General features: G+C 64.5%; 18 protein-coding genes, 1 tRNA gene and 2 pseudogenes. 20 read left to right on the forward strand and 1 reads right to left on the reverse strand.

The window, feature by feature from the left end:
* Positions 1-8: 8 nt before the first annotated feature.
* The 10 genes and pseudogenes from LDB29_RS06895 (at position 9) to LDB29_RS06940 (ending at position 10,227) form a co-directional block, all read left to right on the forward strand.
* Positions 9-1,362: pseudogene (locus LDB29_RS06895) on the forward strand (IS701 family transposase).
* Between the two features lie 305 nt (positions 1,363-1,667).
* The gene (locus LDB29_RS06900) at positions 1,668-1,982 is read left to right on the forward strand and encodes a DUF736 domain-containing protein (RefSeq protein ID WP_056878434.1); all 315 of its coding nucleotides are present in this window, start codon (positions 1,668-1,670) and stop codon (positions 1,980-1,982) included.
* 391 nt (positions 1,983-2,373) lie between these two features.
* A pseudogene (locus tag LDB29_RS06905) lies at positions 2,374-2,883 on the forward strand (DUF932 domain-containing protein); the annotation flags it as partial.
* A gap of 119 nt (positions 2,884-3,002) precedes the next feature.
* A complete protein-coding gene (istA, locus tag LDB29_RS06910; RefSeq protein ID WP_082430708.1) occupies positions 3,003-4,499 on the forward strand; it encodes an IS21 family transposase in 1,497 nt (498 codons plus the stop codon).
* The gene (gene istB / locus LDB29_RS06915; RefSeq protein WP_257556693.1) at positions 4,496-5,263 is read left to right on the forward strand and encodes an IS21-like element helper ATPase IstB; all 768 of its coding nucleotides are present in this window, start codon (positions 4,496-4,498) and stop codon (positions 5,261-5,263) included. The genes istA and istB overlap by 4 nt, the downstream gene beginning before the upstream one ends.
* Before the next feature lie 98 nt (positions 5,264-5,361).
* Positions 5,362-6,105, forward strand: a complete 744-nt coding sequence (locus LDB29_RS06920) for a CsgG/HfaB family protein (protein WP_257556696.1) — start codon at positions 5,362-5,364, stop codon at positions 6,103-6,105.
* A 68-nt stretch (positions 6,106-6,173) separates the two neighbouring features.
* Positions 6,174-7,535, forward strand: a complete 1,362-nt coding sequence (locus tag LDB29_RS06925; protein ID WP_155944427.1) for a hypothetical protein — start codon at positions 6,174-6,176, stop codon at positions 7,533-7,535.
* A 244-nt stretch (positions 7,536-7,779) separates the two neighbouring features.
* Positions 7,780-8,049 carry a hypothetical protein gene (locus LDB29_RS06930; RefSeq protein WP_114229172.1) on the forward strand — a complete coding sequence of 90 codons (270 nt, stop codon included), beginning with the start codon at positions 7,780-7,782 and terminating at the stop codon, positions 8,047-8,049.
* A 62-nt stretch (positions 8,050-8,111) separates the two neighbouring features.
* Complete coding sequence (locus LDB29_RS06935; RefSeq protein WP_235577907.1) at positions 8,112-8,585, forward strand: helix-turn-helix domain-containing protein; 474 nt, start codon at positions 8,112-8,114, stop codon at positions 8,583-8,585.
* A complete protein-coding gene (locus LDB29_RS06940; RefSeq protein ID WP_257556701.1) occupies positions 8,578-10,227 on the forward strand; it encodes a recombinase family protein in 1,650 nt (549 codons plus the stop codon). Before LDB29_RS06935 ends, LDB29_RS06940 begins: the two co-directional genes overlap by 8 nt.
* On the opposite strand, the gene LDB29_RS06945 is transcribed toward LDB29_RS06940, so the two are convergent.
* Positions 10,195-10,284: transfer RNA gene (locus tag LDB29_RS06945), tRNA-Ser, on the reverse strand. The two genes, LDB29_RS06940 and LDB29_RS06945, sit on opposite strands and share 33 nt — an antisense overlap.
* Before the next feature lie 241 nt (positions 10,285-10,525).
* Between LDB29_RS06945 and LDB29_RS06950 the strand changes: the two genes are divergently transcribed.
* The 10 genes from LDB29_RS06950 to mazG all read left to right on the forward strand — a co-directional run bounded on the left by LDB29_RS06950 (position 10,526) and on the right by mazG (position 20,443).
* Positions 10,526-11,563: a lytic transglycosylase domain-containing protein gene (locus LDB29_RS06950; protein WP_025548940.1), complete on the forward strand. Its 1,038-nt coding sequence runs from the start codon at positions 10,526-10,528 to the stop codon at positions 11,561-11,563.
* A gap of 80 nt (positions 11,564-11,643) precedes the next feature.
* Complete coding sequence (locus LDB29_RS06955; protein ID WP_025548938.1) at positions 11,644-12,807, forward strand: D-alanyl-D-alanine carboxypeptidase family protein; 1,164 nt, start codon at positions 11,644-11,646, stop codon at positions 12,805-12,807.
* Positions 12,804-13,445 (forward strand): dTMP kinase, encoded by a 642-nt coding sequence (gene tmk, locus LDB29_RS06960; protein ID WP_025548937.1) that lies wholly within the window; start codon positions 12,804-12,806, stop codon positions 13,443-13,445. Before LDB29_RS06955 ends, tmk begins: the two co-directional genes overlap by 4 nt.
* Complete coding sequence (locus LDB29_RS06965) at positions 13,442-14,404, forward strand: AAA family ATPase (protein WP_025548936.1); 963 nt, start codon at positions 13,442-13,444, stop codon at positions 14,402-14,404. Before tmk ends, LDB29_RS06965 begins: the two co-directional genes overlap by 4 nt.
* 43 nt (positions 14,405-14,447) lie before the next feature.
* The gene (metG, locus tag LDB29_RS06970; protein ID WP_025548934.1) at positions 14,448-16,010 is read left to right on the forward strand and encodes a methionine--tRNA ligase; all 1,563 of its coding nucleotides are present in this window, start codon (positions 14,448-14,450) and stop codon (positions 16,008-16,010) included.
* Positions 16,011-16,014: 4 nt separating this feature from the next.
* Positions 16,015-16,788: a TatD family hydrolase gene (locus tag LDB29_RS06975; protein ID WP_025548933.1), complete on the forward strand. Its 774-nt coding sequence runs from the start codon at positions 16,015-16,017 to the stop codon at positions 16,786-16,788.
* On the forward strand, positions 16,785-17,564 hold the full coding sequence (locus tag LDB29_RS06980) for an MBL fold metallo-hydrolase (RefSeq protein WP_025548931.1): 780 nt from the start codon (positions 16,785-16,787) through the stop codon (positions 17,562-17,564). The genes LDB29_RS06975 and LDB29_RS06980 overlap by 4 nt, the downstream gene beginning before the upstream one ends.
* Positions 17,565-17,579: 15 nt before the next feature.
* Entirely contained in the window at positions 17,580-18,230 is a 651-nt protein-coding gene (locus LDB29_RS06985) for a TIGR02281 family clan AA aspartic protease (protein ID WP_025548930.1), read from the forward strand.
* Positions 18,227-19,522: an MFS transporter gene (locus tag LDB29_RS06990; protein ID WP_025548929.1), complete on the forward strand. Its 1,296-nt coding sequence runs from the start codon at positions 18,227-18,229 to the stop codon at positions 19,520-19,522. Before LDB29_RS06985 ends, LDB29_RS06990 begins: the two co-directional genes overlap by 4 nt.
* A 132-nt stretch (positions 19,523-19,654) precedes the next feature.
* Positions 19,655-20,443, forward strand: a complete 789-nt coding sequence (mazG, locus tag LDB29_RS06995) for a nucleoside triphosphate pyrophosphohydrolase (RefSeq protein ID WP_025548927.1) — start codon at positions 19,655-19,657, stop codon at positions 20,441-20,443.
* The last annotated feature ends 43 nt before the right edge of the window (positions 20,444-20,486 follow it).

The following is a 20,486-nucleotide window of genomic DNA, read 5'->3' on the forward strand; positions in this document are numbered from 1 at the left end:
CGGATTGCGTGATTCATGGGTGGTCGGCTTTCTGGAGGGCCGGCCATGGACGAGCGCTGGAAGTCTGATCTCGAGGGCTGGCTTACGCCCTTTCTCGATGCTCTGCGGCACAAGGTGCGAGCGCGGATGTGTCCGGCCTATGTGGCGGGGCTGATTGGTGCCGGTGATCGCAAGAGCGTCCAGCCGATGGCGGCGCGCGATGGTGGCGTCGGCTACGACCAGCTTCATCACTTCATCGCCGGCGGTGTTTGGGACGCGGCACCGTTGGAGAAGGCTCTTCTCACCGAGGCGGATCGGATGGTCGGCGGCAGCGAGGCCTGGCTGATCGTCGATGACACGGCTTTGCCGAACAAGGGCGAGCGCTCGGTCGGCGTCGCGCCGCAATACGCCTCGGCCCTGGGCAAGAACGCCAACTGCCAGACCTTGGTGTCGCTGACGCTGGCTTCCGGCGAAGTTCCGGTCATGGTGGGCTTGCGGCTGTTTCTGCCCGAGAGCTGGACGAGCGATCCCGCGCGACTGGCCCGAGCCGGCGTGCCGAACGATCACGCAGGCTATCGGACCAAGCCCGAGATCGCGCTCGCCGAGATCGATCGGGCGCGCACGGCCGGCCTGCGCTTCGGCTGCGTGCTGGCTGATGCCGGTTATGGCCTCTCCGCGCCATTCCGGCAGGGTTTGAGCGAGCGTGGCCTCACCTGGGCCGTCGGCATAGGAGCACGCCAGAAAGTCTATCCGGTCGACGTGGCTCTCGTCTTCCCCGTTTCCGGGCGTGGCCGCCCGCGGAAGAACCATGTGCCCGATGCGAAGTCGATATCGGCGGAGAAGATGCTGGCGACGGCGCCCTGGCGCACGCTGAGCTGGCGGCGTGGCACCAAGGGACCGCTGAAGGCTCGCTTCGCCGCCATGCGGATCAGGGTGGCAGACGGGCCGCCCCAGAGGATCGGTGACATGGGACAGCAGCATCTGCCGGGAGAAGAGGCCTGGCTGATCGGCGAACACCGCTCGAATGGAGAGCACAAATATTACCTCTCGAACCTGCCCGCCGACACGTCGCTCAAGCGCTTGGCCGGCGCCATCAAGGCACGCTGGATCTGCGAGCAGGCGCATCAGCAACTGAAGGAGGAACTCGGCCTCGATCACTTCGAGGGACGATCATGGACGGGGCTGCACCGGCACGCACTCATGACCATGATCGCCTATGCCTTCCTTCAATCCCGGCGCCTCAAGCAGGCGAAGCGGGAAAAAAAGAATCCAGGGCCCGCCGCCTCAGCCGACCTTGCCAGCGGTCCGCGCGACCATCATCACGGCCTTCGAAGAGCAACCATCAACACGATGTCCGCACTGCCGCCGCTGGTTCAGCTCTAAAATTCTGCCAAAGTAGTGCTAGATCGTATCATCGTTTCTCTGCCGTCCTGAAGGGGCGCACCTACGGCGTCCTCGAAAGGCATGGGTCTGACCGAAGACCGGCTCCGCCTCGACCATCCTCCCGCAACGTCCGTCACCGGCTTTTTTCCGCCGCGTGCGAGCACGCTTTGCATCGCGAAGCAAAAAAGCCGTCGTCGACTGCCCTCCATTTCATTCCGGCCCTGTGGGTGCGGGCTGATCGCCTCCGGTCTCACGACCGCCATCGAGGACGCGATAGGCGCGGCCCGAGCAACGGAGACACGACAATGGCGACCATCGGCACCTTCACCAAGACAGCGAACGGCGACATCACCGGCACGGTCAAGACCCTGACCCTCAACGTCAAGGCCAAGTTCGCCCCGGCGGCAGGCGAAAGCGAGCGCGGTCCCGACTATCGCATCTTCGCTGGCACCACCGAGTTCGGCGCGGCCTGGAAGAAGACCGCCCGCGAAACCGGCCGCGACTATCTCTCGGTCAAGCTGGACGATTCGAGCTTTCCAGCCCCGATCTACGCCAGCCTGGTCGAGGACGAAGGCGGCGAGGTTCACAACCTCATCTGGTCCCGCCGCAGCGCAGACTGAGCCCGGACACCTCCGAAGCCCCGCCTGAGTAGCGGGGCTTCGTCATACTTGTCTGCGCCTTCAAGAGAATACGGCAATCAGGATATGCGGATTTTAGATTCGGCGGCTTTGCACATCCTGATCCGATCTTCATGCCCGGCGCCCGCTGGCGCTCATGCCGGACGGGTGGCTTGGGGGCGCTGCCCCCTGGCGCGGCGCAAGGGATCGCTGACGCTCGGCCGGGACGGTATCCCCAGCCTTCCTCCACGTCGTTCCTCGTTCCGTGCAGGCCGGGTGATCCCCCTCCGACCCGGCCGCCCTTGCGCCTTACACCCCCCGGTCTCGCCGACGGGCAAGGGTTCAGGAGCCGCGCTTCGCTGCTCTGAACCCCAAGCCCAAGAGGATCAAGACCATGAGCTATCATACCCTTGCCACCCGGTTCGGCCGCAATTCGCATCAGATCAGCGGGCGTGAAGCCCTCGACAATGAAGCCCTGTTTCGCCACGTCCCATCCGTGTTCGCCCGCGAAGCCCATGACAGCCGGTCGGAGCGGTACGTCTATGTCCCTACCATCGAGATTCTGGAGGGGTTGCGCCGGGAAGGATGGTTCCCGTTCTTCGCCGTGCAGGCGGTTCCGCGTGATGGGAACCGTGTCGGCCATGCCAAGCACATGCTGCGCCTGCGCCGCGATGACGGCATCGGCAAGCCGGAGGCGGCGGAAGTCATCATCGTCAATTCGCATGACGGAACGTCCAGCTACCAGATGTTTGCTGGAATGCTCCGCTTCGTTTGCACAAACAGCATGATCGCGGGCGAGCGGTTCGAGGAAGTTCGCGTGCCCCACACGGGCCGCATTCAGGATCAGATTATCGAAGGCGTCTACACGGTCGCGGAGGACTTCCCGCGCCTGATCGACGCCACCTGAGAACGGCGGTGCAAAATTAGACCACGGTGGCGGCGGCGAAGTGCTGCTGCGGGCGGCGTAAAAGTCGTCCACTTTGCCTTCTTTGCGCGAGCAGGGAGGGCGTGGAGATATATACCGTGGATCTTTACCTGAAGGTGCGTCTTGCTTGCGCGGGCGGCATGAGCCAGCGTGAGGCGGCGAAGCATTTCAACGTATCGCGCGACACGGTCCGCAAGATGCTGTCGTATTCGGAGCCCCCCGGTTACCGCCGGACGGCGGCGGTGCGGCGGCCCAAGCTGGAAGCGTTCGTTCCGATCATCGATGCATGGCTTGATGGTGACCGTCAGGTTCCGCGCAAGCAGCGTCATACGGCGAAGCGGGTATTTGACCGCCTTCGCGAAGAGCACGGTTTCACCGGCGGCTACACGATCATCAAGGATTACATCCGACAGCGCGAGCAGCGCAGCCGGGAGATGTTCGTGCCGCTGGCGCATGCGCCCGGCCATGCCCAGGCAGATTTTGGTGAGGCCATGGTCGAGATCGGCGGTGTTGTGCAGAAGGCGCATTTCTTCGTGCTCGATCTACCGCACAGCGACGCCTGCTACGTGCGCGCCTATCCCGCTGCCGTTGCCGAGGCATGGATGGACGGCCACGTGCACGCCTTCGCGTTTTTCGGCGCGGTGCCGCTGTCGATCGTCTACGATAACGACCGCTGCCTGGTCTCGAAGATCCTGCCCGACGGCACGAGGCAGCGCGCCCGGCTGTTCAGCGGCTTCCTGTCGCATTACCTGATCCGCGATCGTTACGGCCGTCCCGGCAGGGGGAACGACAAAGGCAGTGTTGAAGGGCTGGTCGGTTATGCTCGCCGCAACTTCATGGTGCCGATCCCCCGGTTCGCGACGTGGGAGGCGTTCAACCTGTGGCTCGAGGAGCAATGCCGCAAGCGTCAGAACGACCGGCTGCGGGGCGAGAGCGAGACGATCGGCGAGAGGCTGAAGCGCGATCTGGCGGCGATGCAGGAACTGCCGGCTGCCCCGTTCGAGGCTTGTGACCAGACCAGCGGCCAGGTCTCGTCGCAGGCGCTGGTGCGTTACCGGACCAATGATTACTCGGTGCCGGTGCGCTTCGGCCATCAGGAGGTATGGATCCGGGGCTATGTCGGCGAGGTGGTGATCGGCTGCCGGGGCGAGGTCATTGCCCGTCATGTGCGCAGCTACGAGCGCGAGGACGTGATCTTCGATCCCATCCATTACCTTCCCCTGATCGAACAGAAGATCAATGCGCTCGATCAGGCAGCGCCCCTGCAAGGCTGGCACCTGCCCGAAGCGTTTGCAACGCTGCGCCGCCTCATGGAAGCTCGTATGGGCAAGCATGGTCGGCGCGAGTATGTGCAGGTGCTGCGTCTGCTGGAGAGCTTCACGCTTGCCGATCTGCATGCGGCCGTAAAGCAGGCTCTCGATATCGGGGCGATCGGCTTTGATGCCGTGAAGCATCTCCTGCTGTGCCGGGTGGAGCGCCGACCACCCCGATTGGACATGGCGATCTATCCCTATCTGCCCAGAGCCAGGGTGGAGACGACATCGGCGCGCTCCTACATGCAGTTGCTCTCGGGCGATGCGAAGGATGCGGCATGAGCAGTCCGTCCCCCGAGCTGTTACTGGCCAGCCACCTCAAGACGCTCAAGCTACCAACCTTCCTGCGCGAGCATGACAAGCTGGCCCGGCGATGCGCGGCCGAGGGCGCAGATCACGTCCGCTACCTTGCCCGGCTTGTCGACCTGGAGCTGATCGACCGGGAACGCCGGATGGTCGAGCGCCGGATCAAGGCTGCGAAGTTCCCGGCCGCCAAGAGCCTCGACAGCTTCGACTTTGCCGCGATCCCCAAGCTCAACAAGATGCAGGTGCTGGAACTGGCACGCTGCGACTGGATCAACCGCCGCGAGAACGTCATAGCCCTTGGTCCCTCGGGAACCGGCAAGACCCATGTGGCGATCGGCCTCGGCCTTGCCGCCTGCCAGAAGGGCCTGACGGTCGGCTTCACCACCGCGTCCGCGCTGGTCAGCGCGATGATGGAGGCACGCGACGAACGCCGCCTTCTGCGCCTCCACAAGCAAATGGCCGGATACAAGCTCCTCATCATCGATGAACTGGGGTTCGTGCCGCTCTCGAAAACCGGCGCGGAACTGCTGTTCGAGCTGATCTCGCAGCGTTACGAGCGCGGCTCGACGCTGATCACCAGCAACTTGCCGTTCGACGAGTGGACCGAAACGTTCGGCTCCGAGCGCCTGACAGGCGCGCTCCTCGACCGGCTTACCCACCACGTCTCCATACTCGAGATGAACGGAGAGAGCTATCGTCTGGCCCAAAGCCAGGCGCGCAAGGCACGCTCCAACCCCTGACAGAAAAGACCATCCGTGTGTTGGCGACCCCCACTCGGGCTACGCCCTCGCGGCGCTCGCCAGCACACGGATCACCCGGCCTGATTTTGCGCCGCCCAATGGCCGACTTTTACTCCGCCGTTGACATCCGAGACTATACCGGCAAATTCTCCAATCTGGAGGGCAATGCGGTCACGCAGGGCGGCGCACTGATGGTCACATCGGCGCTCGGCAAGCTCGGCGACCGTATCCGTCTTGCCGAACGCTTCGATCCGTCTGTCGCCGAACGCGAGCTGCTGTGGATGGACAAGCGCCAGCTCGGCGACGGTGAACAACATAGCGTTCCCGGCCAGCCTGGCGGGCCGGTGAAGTGGCTGCCGTATTTCGGCGGCTCGCTGATCGGCTCTGATTATTTCATCGTCGGCGGCATCACCGAAGTCAATTACGACCTCCATTCCGGCGGCGCCGAGATCGGCGTCAACGGCGTCGGGCCGAAGGCGCGGGTGTTCACGCAATCGGTCGCGGTCGATCTGCGCATCGTCGACACCCGCTCACTGATCGTCGTGAAGACCGTCAGTCTGACCAAGCAATATACCGGCTACGAGATCGGCGCCGGCACCTTCCGCTTCTTCGGCTCCAACCTCTTCGACATCAACATCGGCGCCAAGGGTCAGGAACCCCTTCAACTCGGCATCCGCACGACGCTCGAAGAAGTGACCCTGCGCCTCGTCGGGACCGTCCTCAAATCCGATCCCGAAACCTGCCTCGCCTCGCGTCCGCCCGAGCAGCGTCCACGCCTGACCGGCGATCGGATTGCTGCTGTCACGACCCATCGCCGCGATCCCGGCCAGTCACTGCCCTGACTGGCGGCCTCAGCACACCTTCCGTTCCCCCACGGCCCAATTCCGGGCCACAACCCAAGGAGACCATGATGACCAGTATCCATTCCCACCGTGCGCGCGGGCTTCTCGCCGGCACCGCCGTCGCGATGCTCGCCACGCTGATCGGCAGCGCCGCCGGCGCTTCCGAGCTTCAGGGCCAATATACCGCCGCCAATCACCAGAAACTCGAACAGGCATGGAGCAGCGAAGGTCAGCCGATCCCGACGACCGCCACCGCCGATGGCCGCTATGGCGTTTCCACTGGCTGGGCGTCGGCGAGTGATTCCGCGCTCACCATCTCCGGCAACCGCCAGTCGGCGGAAGTTGCGGGTAATGCCGCTACGACCACGCTGACCGCGAAGACCGTGCGGGCCGAGGGCGGTGGCACCTATGAGCCGACGCCGTTCGCCGTCCTGTCCAATCGCCAGACTGGTAACGGCGCGGTGAAGGCTACGTCCCGCATGACCGTTGCGGTTCCCGGCGAGATCGGCGGATCGAGCGTTACCCTGTCGGACAACGCCAACACCGCGCTCGCCCGCATGAACGATGCCTCGAATGGTCTGACGGTCGAAACGGTCGGCCTGTCCGGCGATGTGCAGCTCGGCAGCCGCCAGCGTGCAGCCGGCCAGGTCACGACCAGCGCATCCAGCCGGATCGGCGTCGGCAACGCCGGATCGCCCATTGCCTCGTCGCGCGCGACCGTTGAGAGCAACAGCACCGCCTCCGAGGCGACCGCCAACCGGGCGCTCAACAGCCTGACGGCGACGGCAGCGAGTGTTTCCGGCGGGCGCACCGTGCTCGATAACCGCCAGAGCAACGATGCCGAGGTCCGTTCGACGACCAAGGCGGCGTTCGGCGTCGCCGGCAGCGGAGCCTATGGGTCGGCTATCGGCATCGAGGGTAACAGCGCCGCATCGCTGGCGCGCGGCAATGTCGCGGAGAATCGCATGACCGTCTCCGGTGGTGTCGGTAATGGCGACTATCCGGGCGGCGGCGAGGTGCCGATGCTGGCGCGGGCGTCCGTCTCCCTGCCGATCGCCGGTTCAGTGCTCTCCAACCGACAGGTGAACACTGGCGCGGTCACGGCGAAGACTGTTGCCGGCGCAGGCGTCGCGCTCAACTGCGGCTGCACCAACGACAGCCGGATCGGCGCCACCGACAATACCGGCTCTGCGTCCGCCTATGGCAATGCCGCGCTGAACGGCGCGACCGTCAATGGAAATGGTCAGCCGGTCGCCCTGGTCAGCAATGTGCAGGTCAATCGTGGTCCGGTCTCGGCCACCGTCGTCGGTCACTTCGGCGCGTCCATGACCGGCGGCGTCAATGCCGGCCTGGTCACGATCGCCGGCAACAGCCTCACCGCCACCGCCATCGGCAACCAGGCCGTCAACACGCTCACCGCCAGCCGCTGAGCCACCGCTACCGATGACGCCGGAGCCGCCCCGGTGTCATCGGGAAGGCCGCCATGCCGCTCCCCCTCGGCATGGCGGCCTTTTTGATGAGAGCGGCATCATTGCGATCGTGAACCACGAACGAGGTATCGGAACATGCTGACTTCAAACCCACGCCACCATCGGCAGGATCATCGGGCGGCGCTTTGCCGCGCCTTCCGATCGGGGGAACCGACGCCTGCCTATCGAACCGGATGGTGAGTTCATGTCTCGGCGCCAAGATCATAAGACCCGGCGTCAGGCGCGTGCCGCCCCCGGCATTCTGCCCGACGACCTCTACGACTATATAGACGAAGCCGAAGGAGAGGCCGCGCCTCCCGCATCAGTCAAAAGCCGGCCGGTCGATCCGTCGCTCACCCACTGGACGGTCTCCGACGACTGGCCCGAGCGCGTGCCGGTGACGGAGGCCGAAATCGACCTGTTCGAGGCGTGGTTCGGTGACATCTTGGATGAACTGTTCGGCAAGTCCGCCTGATCCGTCTCCCCTCAACGGCAGGCGATTTTCCTTGATTAAATTATTTTACTATGATAACTGAAATGGCGAATATCCGCTTCGCCATCTGGCGCCTTCGTCCGGTCGGCAAGCGCCACGACGGAGGCTTCTACGCCATGACCACGCTGAAGGTCGGCATCGCCGATACCGGGGAGATGAAGGCCCGCACGCTGCGCATCGCGCGCGGCGAGGAAAAGCCGTCGCCCGATGATCCGAAGATCTGGTTCATCTCGACGGAATCCTTTTCCAAGGTGCTGTCCGCGCCCAATCGCGAGATGCTGCGCCTCATCGCCGAAGAGGAGCCGGAGTCGCTCGACGCCCTGGCCGAGCTGACGGGCCGCGCCAAATCCAATCTCTCCCGCACGCTGAAAGCAATGGTCGGCTATGGCCTGATCCGCATGGAGCGCAGCGGCAAGAAACTCGCCCCCAAACTCGTCCATGATCGCGTCATGCTGGAACTGGCGCTCGCCAGCCCACGCCGCAAATCCTCACGTCCGAAGGAGACCATCCATGAATAAAGAAGCTCCCTTGGTCGCCACCCGCGCCGCCCTCTATCTGCGCGTCTCGACGGCGCGGCAGGCCGAACATGACGTGTCGATCCCGGACCAGAAGCGGCAGGGCGAAGCCTATTGCGTATCACGCGGCTACCAGCTCGTCGAAACCTTCGTCGAGCCGGGTGCGACCGCGACCAACGACCGCCGACCGGCCTTCCAGCAGATGATCGAAGCGGGCACGTCGAAGCCCGCGCCGTTCGATGTCGTCGTGGTTCACAGCTTCTCGCGTTTCTTCCGCGATCATTTCGAGCTGGAGTTCTACGTCCGCAAGCTGGCGAAGAACGGCGTCAAGCTGGTCTCGATCACGCAGGAGATCGGCGACGATCCGATGCACGTCATGATGCGGCAGATCATGGCGCTGTTCGACGAATATCAGTCGAAGGAGAACGCCAAGCACGTCATGCGCGCCCTGAAGGAGAATGCCCGTCAGGGCTTCTGGAACGGCGCGCTGCCGCCGATCGGCTATCGCATCATCGCCGCCGAGCAGCGTGGCGCCAAGACCAAGAAAAAGCTGGAGATCGACCCGCTGCACGCCGACACCGTGCGACTGATCTATCGGCTGGCGCTCCAGGGCGAAGGCGGCTCCGGGCCGATGGGCGTCAAGGCCATCGTCAACTATCTCAACCGCAACCGCATTTTCACGCGCGACGGCGGGCGCTGGGGCATCGGCCAGCTTCACCGCATACTGACCCGGCGCACCTATATCGGCGAGCACGAGTTCAACAAGCGCTCCAAGTCCAAGGAGTTGAAGCCGGTCAGCGAGATCGTCGTGGTGCCGGTGCCGCGCCTGATCGATCAGGAGACGTTCGACGCGGTGCAGGAGCATCTGCGCATCCGCAATCCGAAGGTCACGCCGCCGCGGGTGGTCAGCGGGCCGACCCTGCTGACGGGCATCTGCTTTTGCGAGAAGTGCGGTGGGGCCATGACCATCCGCACCGGCAAGGGCGGACGCTATCGCTACTACACCTGCTCGATCAAGGCGCGGCAGGGCGAGACCGGCTGCTCCGGCCGCTCGATCCCGATGCCACAGCTCGACGCCATCGTCTGCGACCATATCGAGAACCGGCTGCTCCAGCCCGAGCGGCTGGAGGACATCCTGGCCTCGATCCTCGACCGGCGCGAAGAGCGGGCCGATCGCCGCCGCGAGCATATCGCCGAGTTGAACCGCCGTGCGGCCGAGACCGAGCTTCGGCTGAAGCGGCTCTATGAGGCGATCGAATCAGGCGTGGCCGATCTGAACGATCCGGCGCTGAAGGAGCGCGTCGTGGCACTCCGGGCGCTGCGCGATCAGGCGCAGGCCGATTCCGAGCGCGCTCAGGCCCAGCTCGAAAGCTCCGGCAGCATGGCCGTCACCCCGGCGGCGCTCCGCAAGTTCGCGACCGCCGCTCGCAAGCGTCTACGTCAGGACGGTGGCGGCTATCGGCGGGATCATCTGCGCGCCTTCGCCCAGCGCGTCGAGGTCGGGGAGAGCCATGTCCGCATCATGGGATCGAAGGGCGAACTGCTCCGCACCCTCACTTCGGTCTCTAGCGGGAAATCGGCGGGAATCGGCGTGCCCACTATGGGACTGAAATGGCGGACAGGGTGGGATTCGAACCCACGGTGAGCGTGAACCCACGGCGGTTTTCAAGACCGCTGCCTTAAACCACTCGGCCACCTGTCCGTCGCCACGCTTCCGGGAGCGATTTCCAGCCGATCAAACCGATCGCTGGTCGGGAAATCGCGGAAAACAGCGCAGCGATCCGATTCAGTCAGATCGAAACCCGCTCTAGCGAACCCGGCGGCCTTGCCAAGCGTAAAAATGGCGGGAAGGCGGTTTCATCGCCCGAATGGCGCCGTGCGCCATTAAGGGGATTCACGCCACGCCATCCCTGTGCAACAAAAGGGCTTAAGGAGATTCTTCAATGCGTTCGTCGATCATGTCGCTGTTGCTGGGGCTCGCCGCCGTCATGGCGGGCGGTCTGACGGCGGACAGCGTCAGCGCGCAGGAGGATGTCGCCTTTCGCGCCTATCTGGAATCCCTCCGCCCGAAGGCGCGGACCATGGGCATCCGGGATACGACCCTGGACAGCGTTTTCCCGGGCCTGACCCCCAATCCCCGCGTGGTTCAGCTCGACCAGAACCAGCCTGGCGGCGGCGCCTACGCCCCCATTCCCAATTTCGAGCCATATCGCCGCCAGCATGTCGACGCGGCGCGCATCGGCCGGGGCCGCACGGCCTATCTCGCCAACCGCGCCCGGCTCGCCCGGATCGAGGCGGAGACCGGCGTGCCGGAGGAGGTCATGGTCGCCATTTACGGCCATGAGACAAATTACGGCGCCTATACCGGCGATTTCGACCTGATCCGCTCACTCGCGACCCTTTCCTATGAGGGGCGCCGCCGGACATTGTTCGAACCGGAACTGCTGGCGACGCTCAAGATGCTGGACAATGGCGTGCCGCGCAGCCGCCTGGTGGGCAGTTGGGCGGGCGCGACCGGTTATCCCCAGTTCCTGCCCAGCGTCTATCTGCGGTTGGGCAAGGACGGCGACGGCGACGGAAGGGTCGACATCTGGAACAGCGAAGCCGATGCGCTCGCCTCCATCGCCAATTATTTCGTCCATGCCGGATGGCGCCGGGGCCAGCCGTGGGGCATTGCGGTGTCCGTTCCCGCCGGTCTCGACCGCTCCGGCCTTGCCGCCCGCACCAGCCCCGCCCGCTGCCCGCGCGTGTTCAATCGCCACAGCCGCTGGCTCAGCATGGCCGAATGGCGGCGCATGGGGATCGTGCCCAGCGGCGGCGGCTGGCCCGCCGACCGGGTGATGGCGACGCTGCTGGAACCCGATGGGCCGGGCAAGACGGCTTATCTGCTCACCAGCAACTACCGGGCGATCCTCGACTATAATTGTTCGAATTTCTACGCATTGTCGGTCGGCCTGCTCGCCGACGCGGTGAAGCAATAGAGCGCTTTGCTATTGGTCCTGCCATGGCTAATGAATGCGCTAGGCACTCGAAGAATCCACCAGTCCGAAGGCAATCCTGCATGAAGAAGTCCATCGCCGCCCTCCTGTTCGTCGGGTTGCTCTCCACGCCGCTGACCGCCGCCGCGCCGCCCTATAGCAGCGAAGCGCCGATCGCCTATATGAAGGACCTGTCGTCAGGCGCGGTGCTCTATAACAAGGGTGGCGACACGCGGATGCCGCCTGCCTCCATGGCGAAGATGATGACGGCCCATGTCGCCTTCCGCCTGATCCAGAAGGGCGACCTGAAGCTCGACCAGAAATTTACCGTCCGCCCGGAAACCTGGCAGCAATGGCATGGCCCGCAGGCCGGTTCGACCATGTTCCTGTCGCCGGGCGAGCAGGTGTCGGTGGAAAATCTGCTGCACGGCATCGTCACCCTTTCCGGCAATGACGCCTGCGTCGTGCTGGCGGAGGGCATTGCCGGGACCGAGCAGGCCTTCGTCGCGCTGATGAATCAGGAGGCGAAGCGTCTGGGCCTCAAGAACAGCAATTTCGGCACCAGCAATGGCTGGCCGGACGAAGGCGTCACCTATGTCACCGCCGCCGACCTGGCGACGCTGGCCGAAGCGACGATCGAGGAAACGCCCAACCTCTACAAGAAATTCTACGCCACGCGCAGCTTCACCTGGGGCAAGACGATGGGCGGCGCGGACATCGAGCAGGGCAACCGCAATCCCATATTGGGCAAGGTGGCCGGGGCCGACGGGCTCAAGACCGGGCATACCCAGGAAGCGGGTTTCGGCTTCACCGGATCGGCCGAGCAGGAGGGGCGTCGTCTGGTCATGGTCGTCGCGGGCCTGACCAGCTTCAATCAGCGGATTGCTGAATCCGTGCGCTTCATGGACTGGGGCTTCCGCGCATGGAAGGCGCAGCCGCTGTTCAAGAAGGGCCAGACCGTCGAGACCGCCGAAGTGCAGCTTGGCAGCGCGACCAGCGTGCCGCTGGTGGCGCCGCAGGACATGGCCGTGACCCTGCCTCGCGCCGCATCGTCCAACATCTCGGTCAAGGTCGCCTATACCGGCCCGATCAAGGCGCCCATCGCCAAGGGGCAGAGGATCGCGCAACTGATCGTCTCGACCCCCGATACCCCGCCGCAGATCCTGCCGCTGGTCGCCGGCGAGGATGTCTCCGAAGCCGGCATTTTCGGCCGCCTGTGGAACGGGCTGAAGTCGTTCTTCGGGTGACCGACGCCCGGACGACAGGGGGGCGCTTCATCTCTCTGGAAGGCGGGGAGGGCGCGGGCAAGTCGACCCAGTTGAGCGCGCTTGCCGCGGCCCTGCGCGCGCGCGGCCTGGAAGTGGTGGAAACCCGCGAACCCGGCGGCAGCGAAGGGGCGGAGGCCATTCGGGCCCTCCTGCTGACCGGTGGCGCGGACCGCTGGAGCCCTCGCGCCGAAGCGCTGCTGTTCGCCGCTGCCCGTGCCGATCATGTCGAAAAGACGATCCGCCCGGCGCTGGAGCGCGGCGCATGGGTGCTTTCCGACCGCTTCCTGGACAGCAGCCGCGCCTATCAGGGCATGGGTTCGCTGACCGACGCGGACATATTGGCGCTTCACCGGATCGGCAGCGACGGTTTCCTGCCCGACCGGACGCTCTTCCTCACCCTGGCGGAGGAGGAGGCGAGCGCTCGCGCCCAATCCCGCGATGGGGATGCTGCGGACAGGATCGGTGGGCGTGACCGGGACTTTCACCGGGCCGTCTCGACGGCCTTCCATCGGTTCGCGCAGCAGGAACCGGCGCGCTTCCTGACCGTCGATGCCTCTGGCGAAGCCGAAGCCGTGACGGCAAGGCTGCTGCATGCCTTGCAGGACCTGCTGCCATGACGCCGCTGCTCGGCCATGACGGGCAGGCCCGCACCCTGATCGGCGCGGCGCGAAGCGGCCGCCTGCACCATGGCTGGATATTGGCCGGCCCACGCGGCATCGGCAAGGCAAGCTTCGCCCGCGCCATGGCGCTGCGCCTGCTGGCGGAGGCAGCGGGCCCGGCCATCGCGGCCGACGGGCTGGACGTGCCGCACGACCACCCGATCCGTCGTCTGTTCGAGGCCGACGCCCACCCCGACTATGCGGAGCTTTTCTGCCTGGAAAGGGAAAGCGGCACCGCGCGCAACATCACGGTCGATCAGGTCCGGGGCCTGCAGCGCCTGATCCAGTCGGCTCCCTCCATGTCCTCGCGGCGGATCGTCGTCATCGACAGCGCCGACGATCTGGAGCGCGGCGCGGCCAATGCGCTGCTCAAGAATCTGGAAGAGCCGCCGGCCGACATGCTGTTCCTGCTGGTCAGCCATGCGCCCGGCCGCCTGCTGCCGACCATCCGCTCCCGCTGCCGCACCCTGCGCTTCGACAGCTTGGGTGAGGATGCCATGCGGAGCATCCTCTACAAGGCGGACGCAGGCCTGTCTGCGGACGAACTGACGGCGCTGGTCCGCGCAGGCGAGGGGTCTCCCGGCAAGGCATTGCGCTATGCCGGCCTCAACATAGCGGACATCGAGCATTCGCTGGCGGCGATCGCCGCCGACGGCGACCCCGGCAATCGCCATCGGCTGATCCTGGCCAAGATGCTTTCATCAAAAAGCGCACGGCCCCGTTATGAGGCCTTTCTGGAGCGTGCCCCGGCCTTCATCGCGGCGGCGGCGCGCCAGCGGCAGGGGGACGATCTCGGCAAGGCGCTGGACCATTGGGAAGCCGCCCGTCAGCTTGCAGGCGGAGCCATCATCCTGTCGCTCGAACCGGGGGCGGTGGTTTTCGAACTGGCGGGGCATGTTGCGGCCCTTGCCCGCTGAAAAGCGGCTTTGCGCAAGGGCTAACACCCGCTAGGGAAGGCCCATGTCCAAGCCCTATACCATCACGACCGCCATCAGCTACCCCAATGGCCGCCCGCATATCGGCCACGCCTATGAAGTGATCGCCACCGATGCGATCGCCCGTTTCCAGCGGATGATGGGCCGCGACGTCTTCTTCCAGACCGGCACGGACGAACATGGCCTTAAAATGGCCCAGACCGCCCGCGGCCGGAACATGGAGCCACGCGCGCTTGCCGATGAAATGTCCGGATATTTCAGGGCTATGAACGACGGTCTGAATATCAGCTATGATCGTTTCATCCGCACCAGCGAGCCGGATCACCATCGCGCCAGCCAGGCGATCTGGCAGGCGATGGAGGCCAATGGCGACCTCTATCTCGGCCGGTATGAAGGCTGGTATTCGGTGCGCGACGAAGCCTTTTACGACGAAAAGGAACTGACCGAAGGGGAGGGCGGGCAGAAGCTCTCGCCCCAGGGCACGCCGGTGGAATGGACGGTGGAGGAAAGCTGGTTCTTCCGCCTGTCGGCCTATCAGCAGAAGCTGCTGGACCTCTACGCGAGCCAGCCTGATTTCATCCAGCCCGACAGCCGCCGCAATGAGATCATGCGCTTCGTCGAAGGCGGACTGTCCGACCTCAGCGTGTCGCGCACCAGCTTCGACTGGGGCGTGAAGGTGCCGGGCAGCGACGGCCATGTCATGTATGTGTGGGTGGACGCGCTCACCAATTACATCACCGGCTGCGGCTATCCCGACGATGCCGAACGCATGGCCCGTTACTGGTCGGAAGGAGGCGACATCACGCATATCATCGGCAAGGATATCGTGCGTTTTCATACCGTTTACTGGCCGGCCTTCCTGATGAGCGCGAAGCTGCCTTTGCCCAAGCAGGTGTTCGGCCACGGCTTCCTCCTCAACCGGGGGGAGAAGATGTCGAAGTCGCTCGGCAATGTGGCCGATCCGATGGAACTGGCGGAGGGCTTCGGCGTGGACCAGCTTCGCTATTTCCTGCTGTCGGAAGTCACCTTCGGCAATGACGGCAGCTACAGCGCGGAGGCGATCGTCGCCCGTTCGAACAGCGACCTCGCCAATAGTTTCGGCAATCTCGCCCAGCGGACGCTGAGCTTCATCGCCAAGAATCTCGAAGGCCGTCTGCCGGAACCGGCGGCGCAGGATGTCGACCGCGATCTTCTTGCAACCGTGGGAGAAGCGGCCCGGACTTTCCAGGGCGCCATGGCCGACCTTGCGCCATCGACCGCCATCGAAGCCTGGATGCGTGCGGTCTTTGCCTGTAACGCCTATATCGACGCGCAGGCGCCCTGGACGCTCCGCAAGACAGATCCCGCCCGGATGGAGGCCGTGCTCGCCACCCTCTACGAAGCCATCGCCGATCTCGCCATCATCGTCCAGCCGGTCATCCCGGCAAGCGCCTCCGCCCTGCTCCAGCAGATGGGGGTAGCCGAGGATGGCCGCAGCTATGCCGCCATCGCCACTGACTGGTATGCGCAACTGCGCGCGTCGGGCTTTACCTTGAGCCCGCCCAAGCCGCTTTTCCCGCGGCTCGAACTGCCCGTCGAAGAGGCATAAGGACATGTTCATCGACAGCCATTGCCACTTGAATTACAAAGGGTTGATCGAGGATCAGCAGAATGTGCTCGAACGGGCGCGTGGCGCCGGCGTCGGCCTGATGCTCAACATCGCCACGCGGGAAAGCGAGTGGGACGATGTGCTGGACACCGCGTTGCGCGAACCCGATGTCTGGGCAACCGTCGGCATCCATCCGCATGAGGCAGACGAGCATCCGCATGTCGATACGGCGAAGCTCGTCGAACGCGCTTCCCACCCGCGTATCGTCGGCATAGGCGAGACCGGCCTCGATTATTATTACGACCATAGCGACCGCGAGCGGCAGCAACGCAGCTTCCGCGCCCACATCGCCGCCTCCCGCGGAACCGGCCTGCCGCTGATCGTCCACACCCGCGATGCGGAGGAAGACACGCTCGCGATCATGCGCGATGAAATGGGGAAGGGCGCCTATGGCGGGGTCATACACTGCTTCACCGCCAGCGGCGCCTTTGCCGATGCGGCGATGGAACTGGGTTTCCTTATCAGCATTTCGGGTATCGTGACCTTCAGGAACGCCAGGGATTTGCAGGAAACGGCCGCGCGCCTGCCGCTCGAAAGCCTGCTGATCGAGACTGACTCCCCGTTCCTCGCGCCGGTTCCCCATCGCGGCAAGCCCTGCGAACCGGCGTTCGTGGCGGACACTGCCCGTTTCCTGGCGAATTTGCGGGGCGAGAGTGTCGAGCAGCTGGCCGAGGCGACGTCAGCCAATTTCCGCAAGCTGTTCAGCAAGGCGGCATGAGCCTCAAGCTCACCATCCTGGGCAGCGGCACCTCTTCGGGCGTTCCCCGGATCGGCAATGACTGGGGCGCATGCGACCCGCAGGAGCCGAAGAACCGCCGCACCCGGGCATCGATCCTGATCGAAAGCCCCACGACCCGGCTGCTGATCGACACATCACCGGATATGCGCACCCAGTTGCTGGCGGCCGATGTCGTGCAGATCGACGCCATATTGTGGACGCATGACCATGCCGACCACAGCCACGGCCTGGACGACGTCCGTCAGCTTTACCATCATCGCGGCACGCCCGTGCCCGGCTATGCACGCCCCCAGACGCTCCGCCTGCTCCGTGAACGCTTCGGCTATGCCTTCGAAGGGCGTCACGGTTATCATCCGACGATCGAACCCCATGCGCTGCCGGACGGCCTGCGCATCGGGGACATCGGCATCGCCTGCACGGATCAGCCCCATGGCGAGATATTCTCCACCGGCTTCCGCTTCACGCATGATGGTCATTCCATTGGCTATGCCACTGATTTTCATGACATAACGGTCGACATGCTGGCGCTGTACGATGGGCTGGACATCTGGGTTGTCGATGCCCTGCGGGAAAAGCCGCATCCGACGCACGCGCATCTGGCGCTTACCCTGGATGCCGTTCAGGCCGTAAGGCCCCGCCGTGCCATATTGATCCATATGGACCAGAGCATGGATTATGCGACGCTCCGCCGGACACTCCCCGAAGGCGTCGAACCGGGCTATGACGGGCTGGTGGCCGAACTGGGCGCGACATAGGGGGCGGGGCAGGGGATGGATGGCGATCAGGCAATGTCCAGTCTCTGGTATGTGCTGGCGCTTGTCCTGGTCGGGTCGGCCCTGATTGCCCGGCGCGCCCCGATGGGCGGGCTCATGCGCATGGCCATGCTCTGGATCGTCATCTTCGCCGTCCTCCTCGGGCTGTTCAAGGCTGGCGAGAAGTCCGGTCTGTTTTCCAGCCGCTTATATGGGGCCGGGGACGAATCCCCTCCATTGTCGACCAATGCCGCGTCGACCAATGCCGCGCCGGCGGCCTTGCCGTCCGCGCATGTGGAGGGACAGGCCTTGCGAATCCCGGTCGCGCCCGACGGTCATTATTGGGTGGAGGGAATGGTCAACGGGAACCCGACGCGCTTTCTGATCGACAGCGGCGCCAGCGTCACCGCCCTGTCAGTGGAGGCGGCCCGCGGTTCCGGCCTGAACTTCGACCTGAACGCGCCCGGCGTCAGCATGATGACCGCCAACGGCAAGATCGACGCCAAGCGCTCGACCATCGCCACGCTGGTGGTCGGCCCGATCCGGGCCAGCGATCTCGACATCGTCGTTTCCCCGGCTTTCGGAGAGGTCAATGTGATCGGCATGAACATGCTGTCGCGCCTGAAAAGCTGGTCCGTGCAAAATGGAGAGATGGTGCTGACCCCATGACGTCATCGACCGCAGCACCCGATCAGCGTCAGCGCCTGAAGGCCATCATCGGCGGCTCCACCGGCAATCTGGTCGAATGGTATGACTGGTATGCCTATTCCGCCTTCACCCTCTATTTCGCCCAGCATTTCTTCCCGAGCGAGGACCGCACGGCGCAATTGCTGAGTGCCGCGGGGATTTTCGCCGTGGGCTTTCTGATGCGACCCATCGGCGCCTGGCTGATGGGCGTCTATGCCGATCGCCATGGCCGGAAAAGCGGCCTGACGCTGTCCGTGGCCCTGATGTGCGCCGGCTCCTTGCTGATCGCCGTCACGCCCTCCTATGATAGCGTCGGGGTGGCCGCGCCCTTGCTGCTGGTGCTTGCGCGCCTGATGCAGGGACTGTCGATCGGCGGCGAATATGGCGCCAGCGCGACCTATCTGTCCGAAATGGCGGGGCGCAACCGCCGCGGCTTTTTCTCCAGCTTCCAATATGTGACCCTGATCGCGGGGCAACTTGTCGCCATCTGCGTCCTGCTGGCGCTCCAGGCCATGCTGACCGAGGCCGAACTGGATGCCTGGGGCTGGCGCATTCCGTTCCTGATCGGCGGAGCGCTGGCGATCATCGTCTTCTGGCTGCGGCGCGGCCTGGCCGAAACCCAGAGCTTTGCCGTGGCCAGGGCGGAGGGCGCCCCCAAATCCGGATTCATGGAACTCGTGACCCGGCATCCGCGCGAGACGCTGACGGTGATGCTGCTGACGGCAGGCGGCACGATCGCCTTTTACGCCTATTCCATCTACATGCAGAAATTCCTGGTCAACACCAGCGGCCTCAGTCGGGAAATAGCGTCGCAAATCAATGGCATAACGCTTTTTCTTTTCATGCTGCTTCAGCCTGTCGCGGGGGCGCTTTCCGACCGCATCGGGCGCAAGCCGCTGATGATCGGCTTCGGCCTGCTCGGCGTCCTGTGCACCTATCCCATCTTCGCGACGCTGGCCGTCACCAAGGACCCGTGGGCGGCGGGGCTGCTCGTAATGGCCGGCCTGGTGATCGTGACCGGCTACACTTCGATCAACGCGGTGGTGAAGGCGGAATTGTTTCCCGCCCATATCCGCGCATTGGGAGTGGCTTTGCCTTATGCGCTGGCCAACACCTTGTTCGGCGGCACCGCGGAATTCGTCGCTCTCTGGTTCAAGCAGATCGGCGACGAACAGGCATTCTACATCTATGTGACGGTGATGATCGGCATCTCCCTGATCGTCTATATCCGCATGCCCGATACGCGGCAGCATAGCCGGATAGTGGAAGATTGAGGAAGCGAGGATCATCACATATTTAACATAATCCTTATTATCGAACTAAGATATTCATTGCCGGAAGCTGGCCTTGGCCCATCCGGCACCCTATCATCCTCCCAATCCCACCCATTTGATCCAGAGTCCTGCATGTCATCCAACAGCAAGGCGAGTCCCGCCGACATCATGCCGCTCGCCAAAGTCATGGCACGGCTGCGCGATCCCGACACCGGTTGCCCCTGGGATGTCGAACAGGACTTCGCCAGCATCGCGCCCTATACGATCGAGGAAGCCTATGAAGTCGCCGACGCCATAGAGCGCGACGATATGGCGGCCCTGCGGGACGAACTTGGCGATCTGCTGCTGCAGGTCGCCTTCCATAGCCGTATGGCGGAACAGGCCGGCCATTTCACATTGCAGGAGGTCATCGACGGCATCACGGAAAAGATGATCCGCCGTCATCCCCACGTCTTTGGCGAAGGAACCGGACGCACGGATGGCCATGCCCAATGGGAAGCCATCAAGGCCGCCGAGCGCGCCGAGAAGGAACCCGATCCAAGCGCGCTGGCGGGAGTCGCCATTGCGCTGCCCGCCCTGCTCCGCGCCGAAAAGCTTCAGAAACGCGCAGCCCGCACGGGGTTCGACTGGCCCGACATCGGCGGCGTCATCGACAAGATCGAAGAAGAACTGGACGAGGTGCAGGCGGCGACTACCCAGGCCGAACGGGAGGAGGAAGTGGGCGACCTTCTCTTTGCCGTGGTCAACCTCGCCCGTCATCTGAAAGTCGATCCGGAAGTCGCCCTGCGCGCCGCCAATGGCAAGTTCGACAAGCGTTTCCGCATCATGGAGGGACTGGCCGGCGAGGACTTTCCCGCGCTTCCGCTCGATGAGAAAGAAGGTCTGTGGCAACAGGCGAAGCGGCAGTTACGACAGGCTTGATAAGGCGACATGGTACTGGACAGGCCGGAACCCGGTTCCAGCA

The organism is Sphingobium sp. CFD-2, assembly GCF_024611135.1.
Lineage (GTDB): Bacteria > Pseudomonadota > Alphaproteobacteria > Sphingomonadales > Sphingomonadaceae > Sphingobium > Sphingobium fuliginis.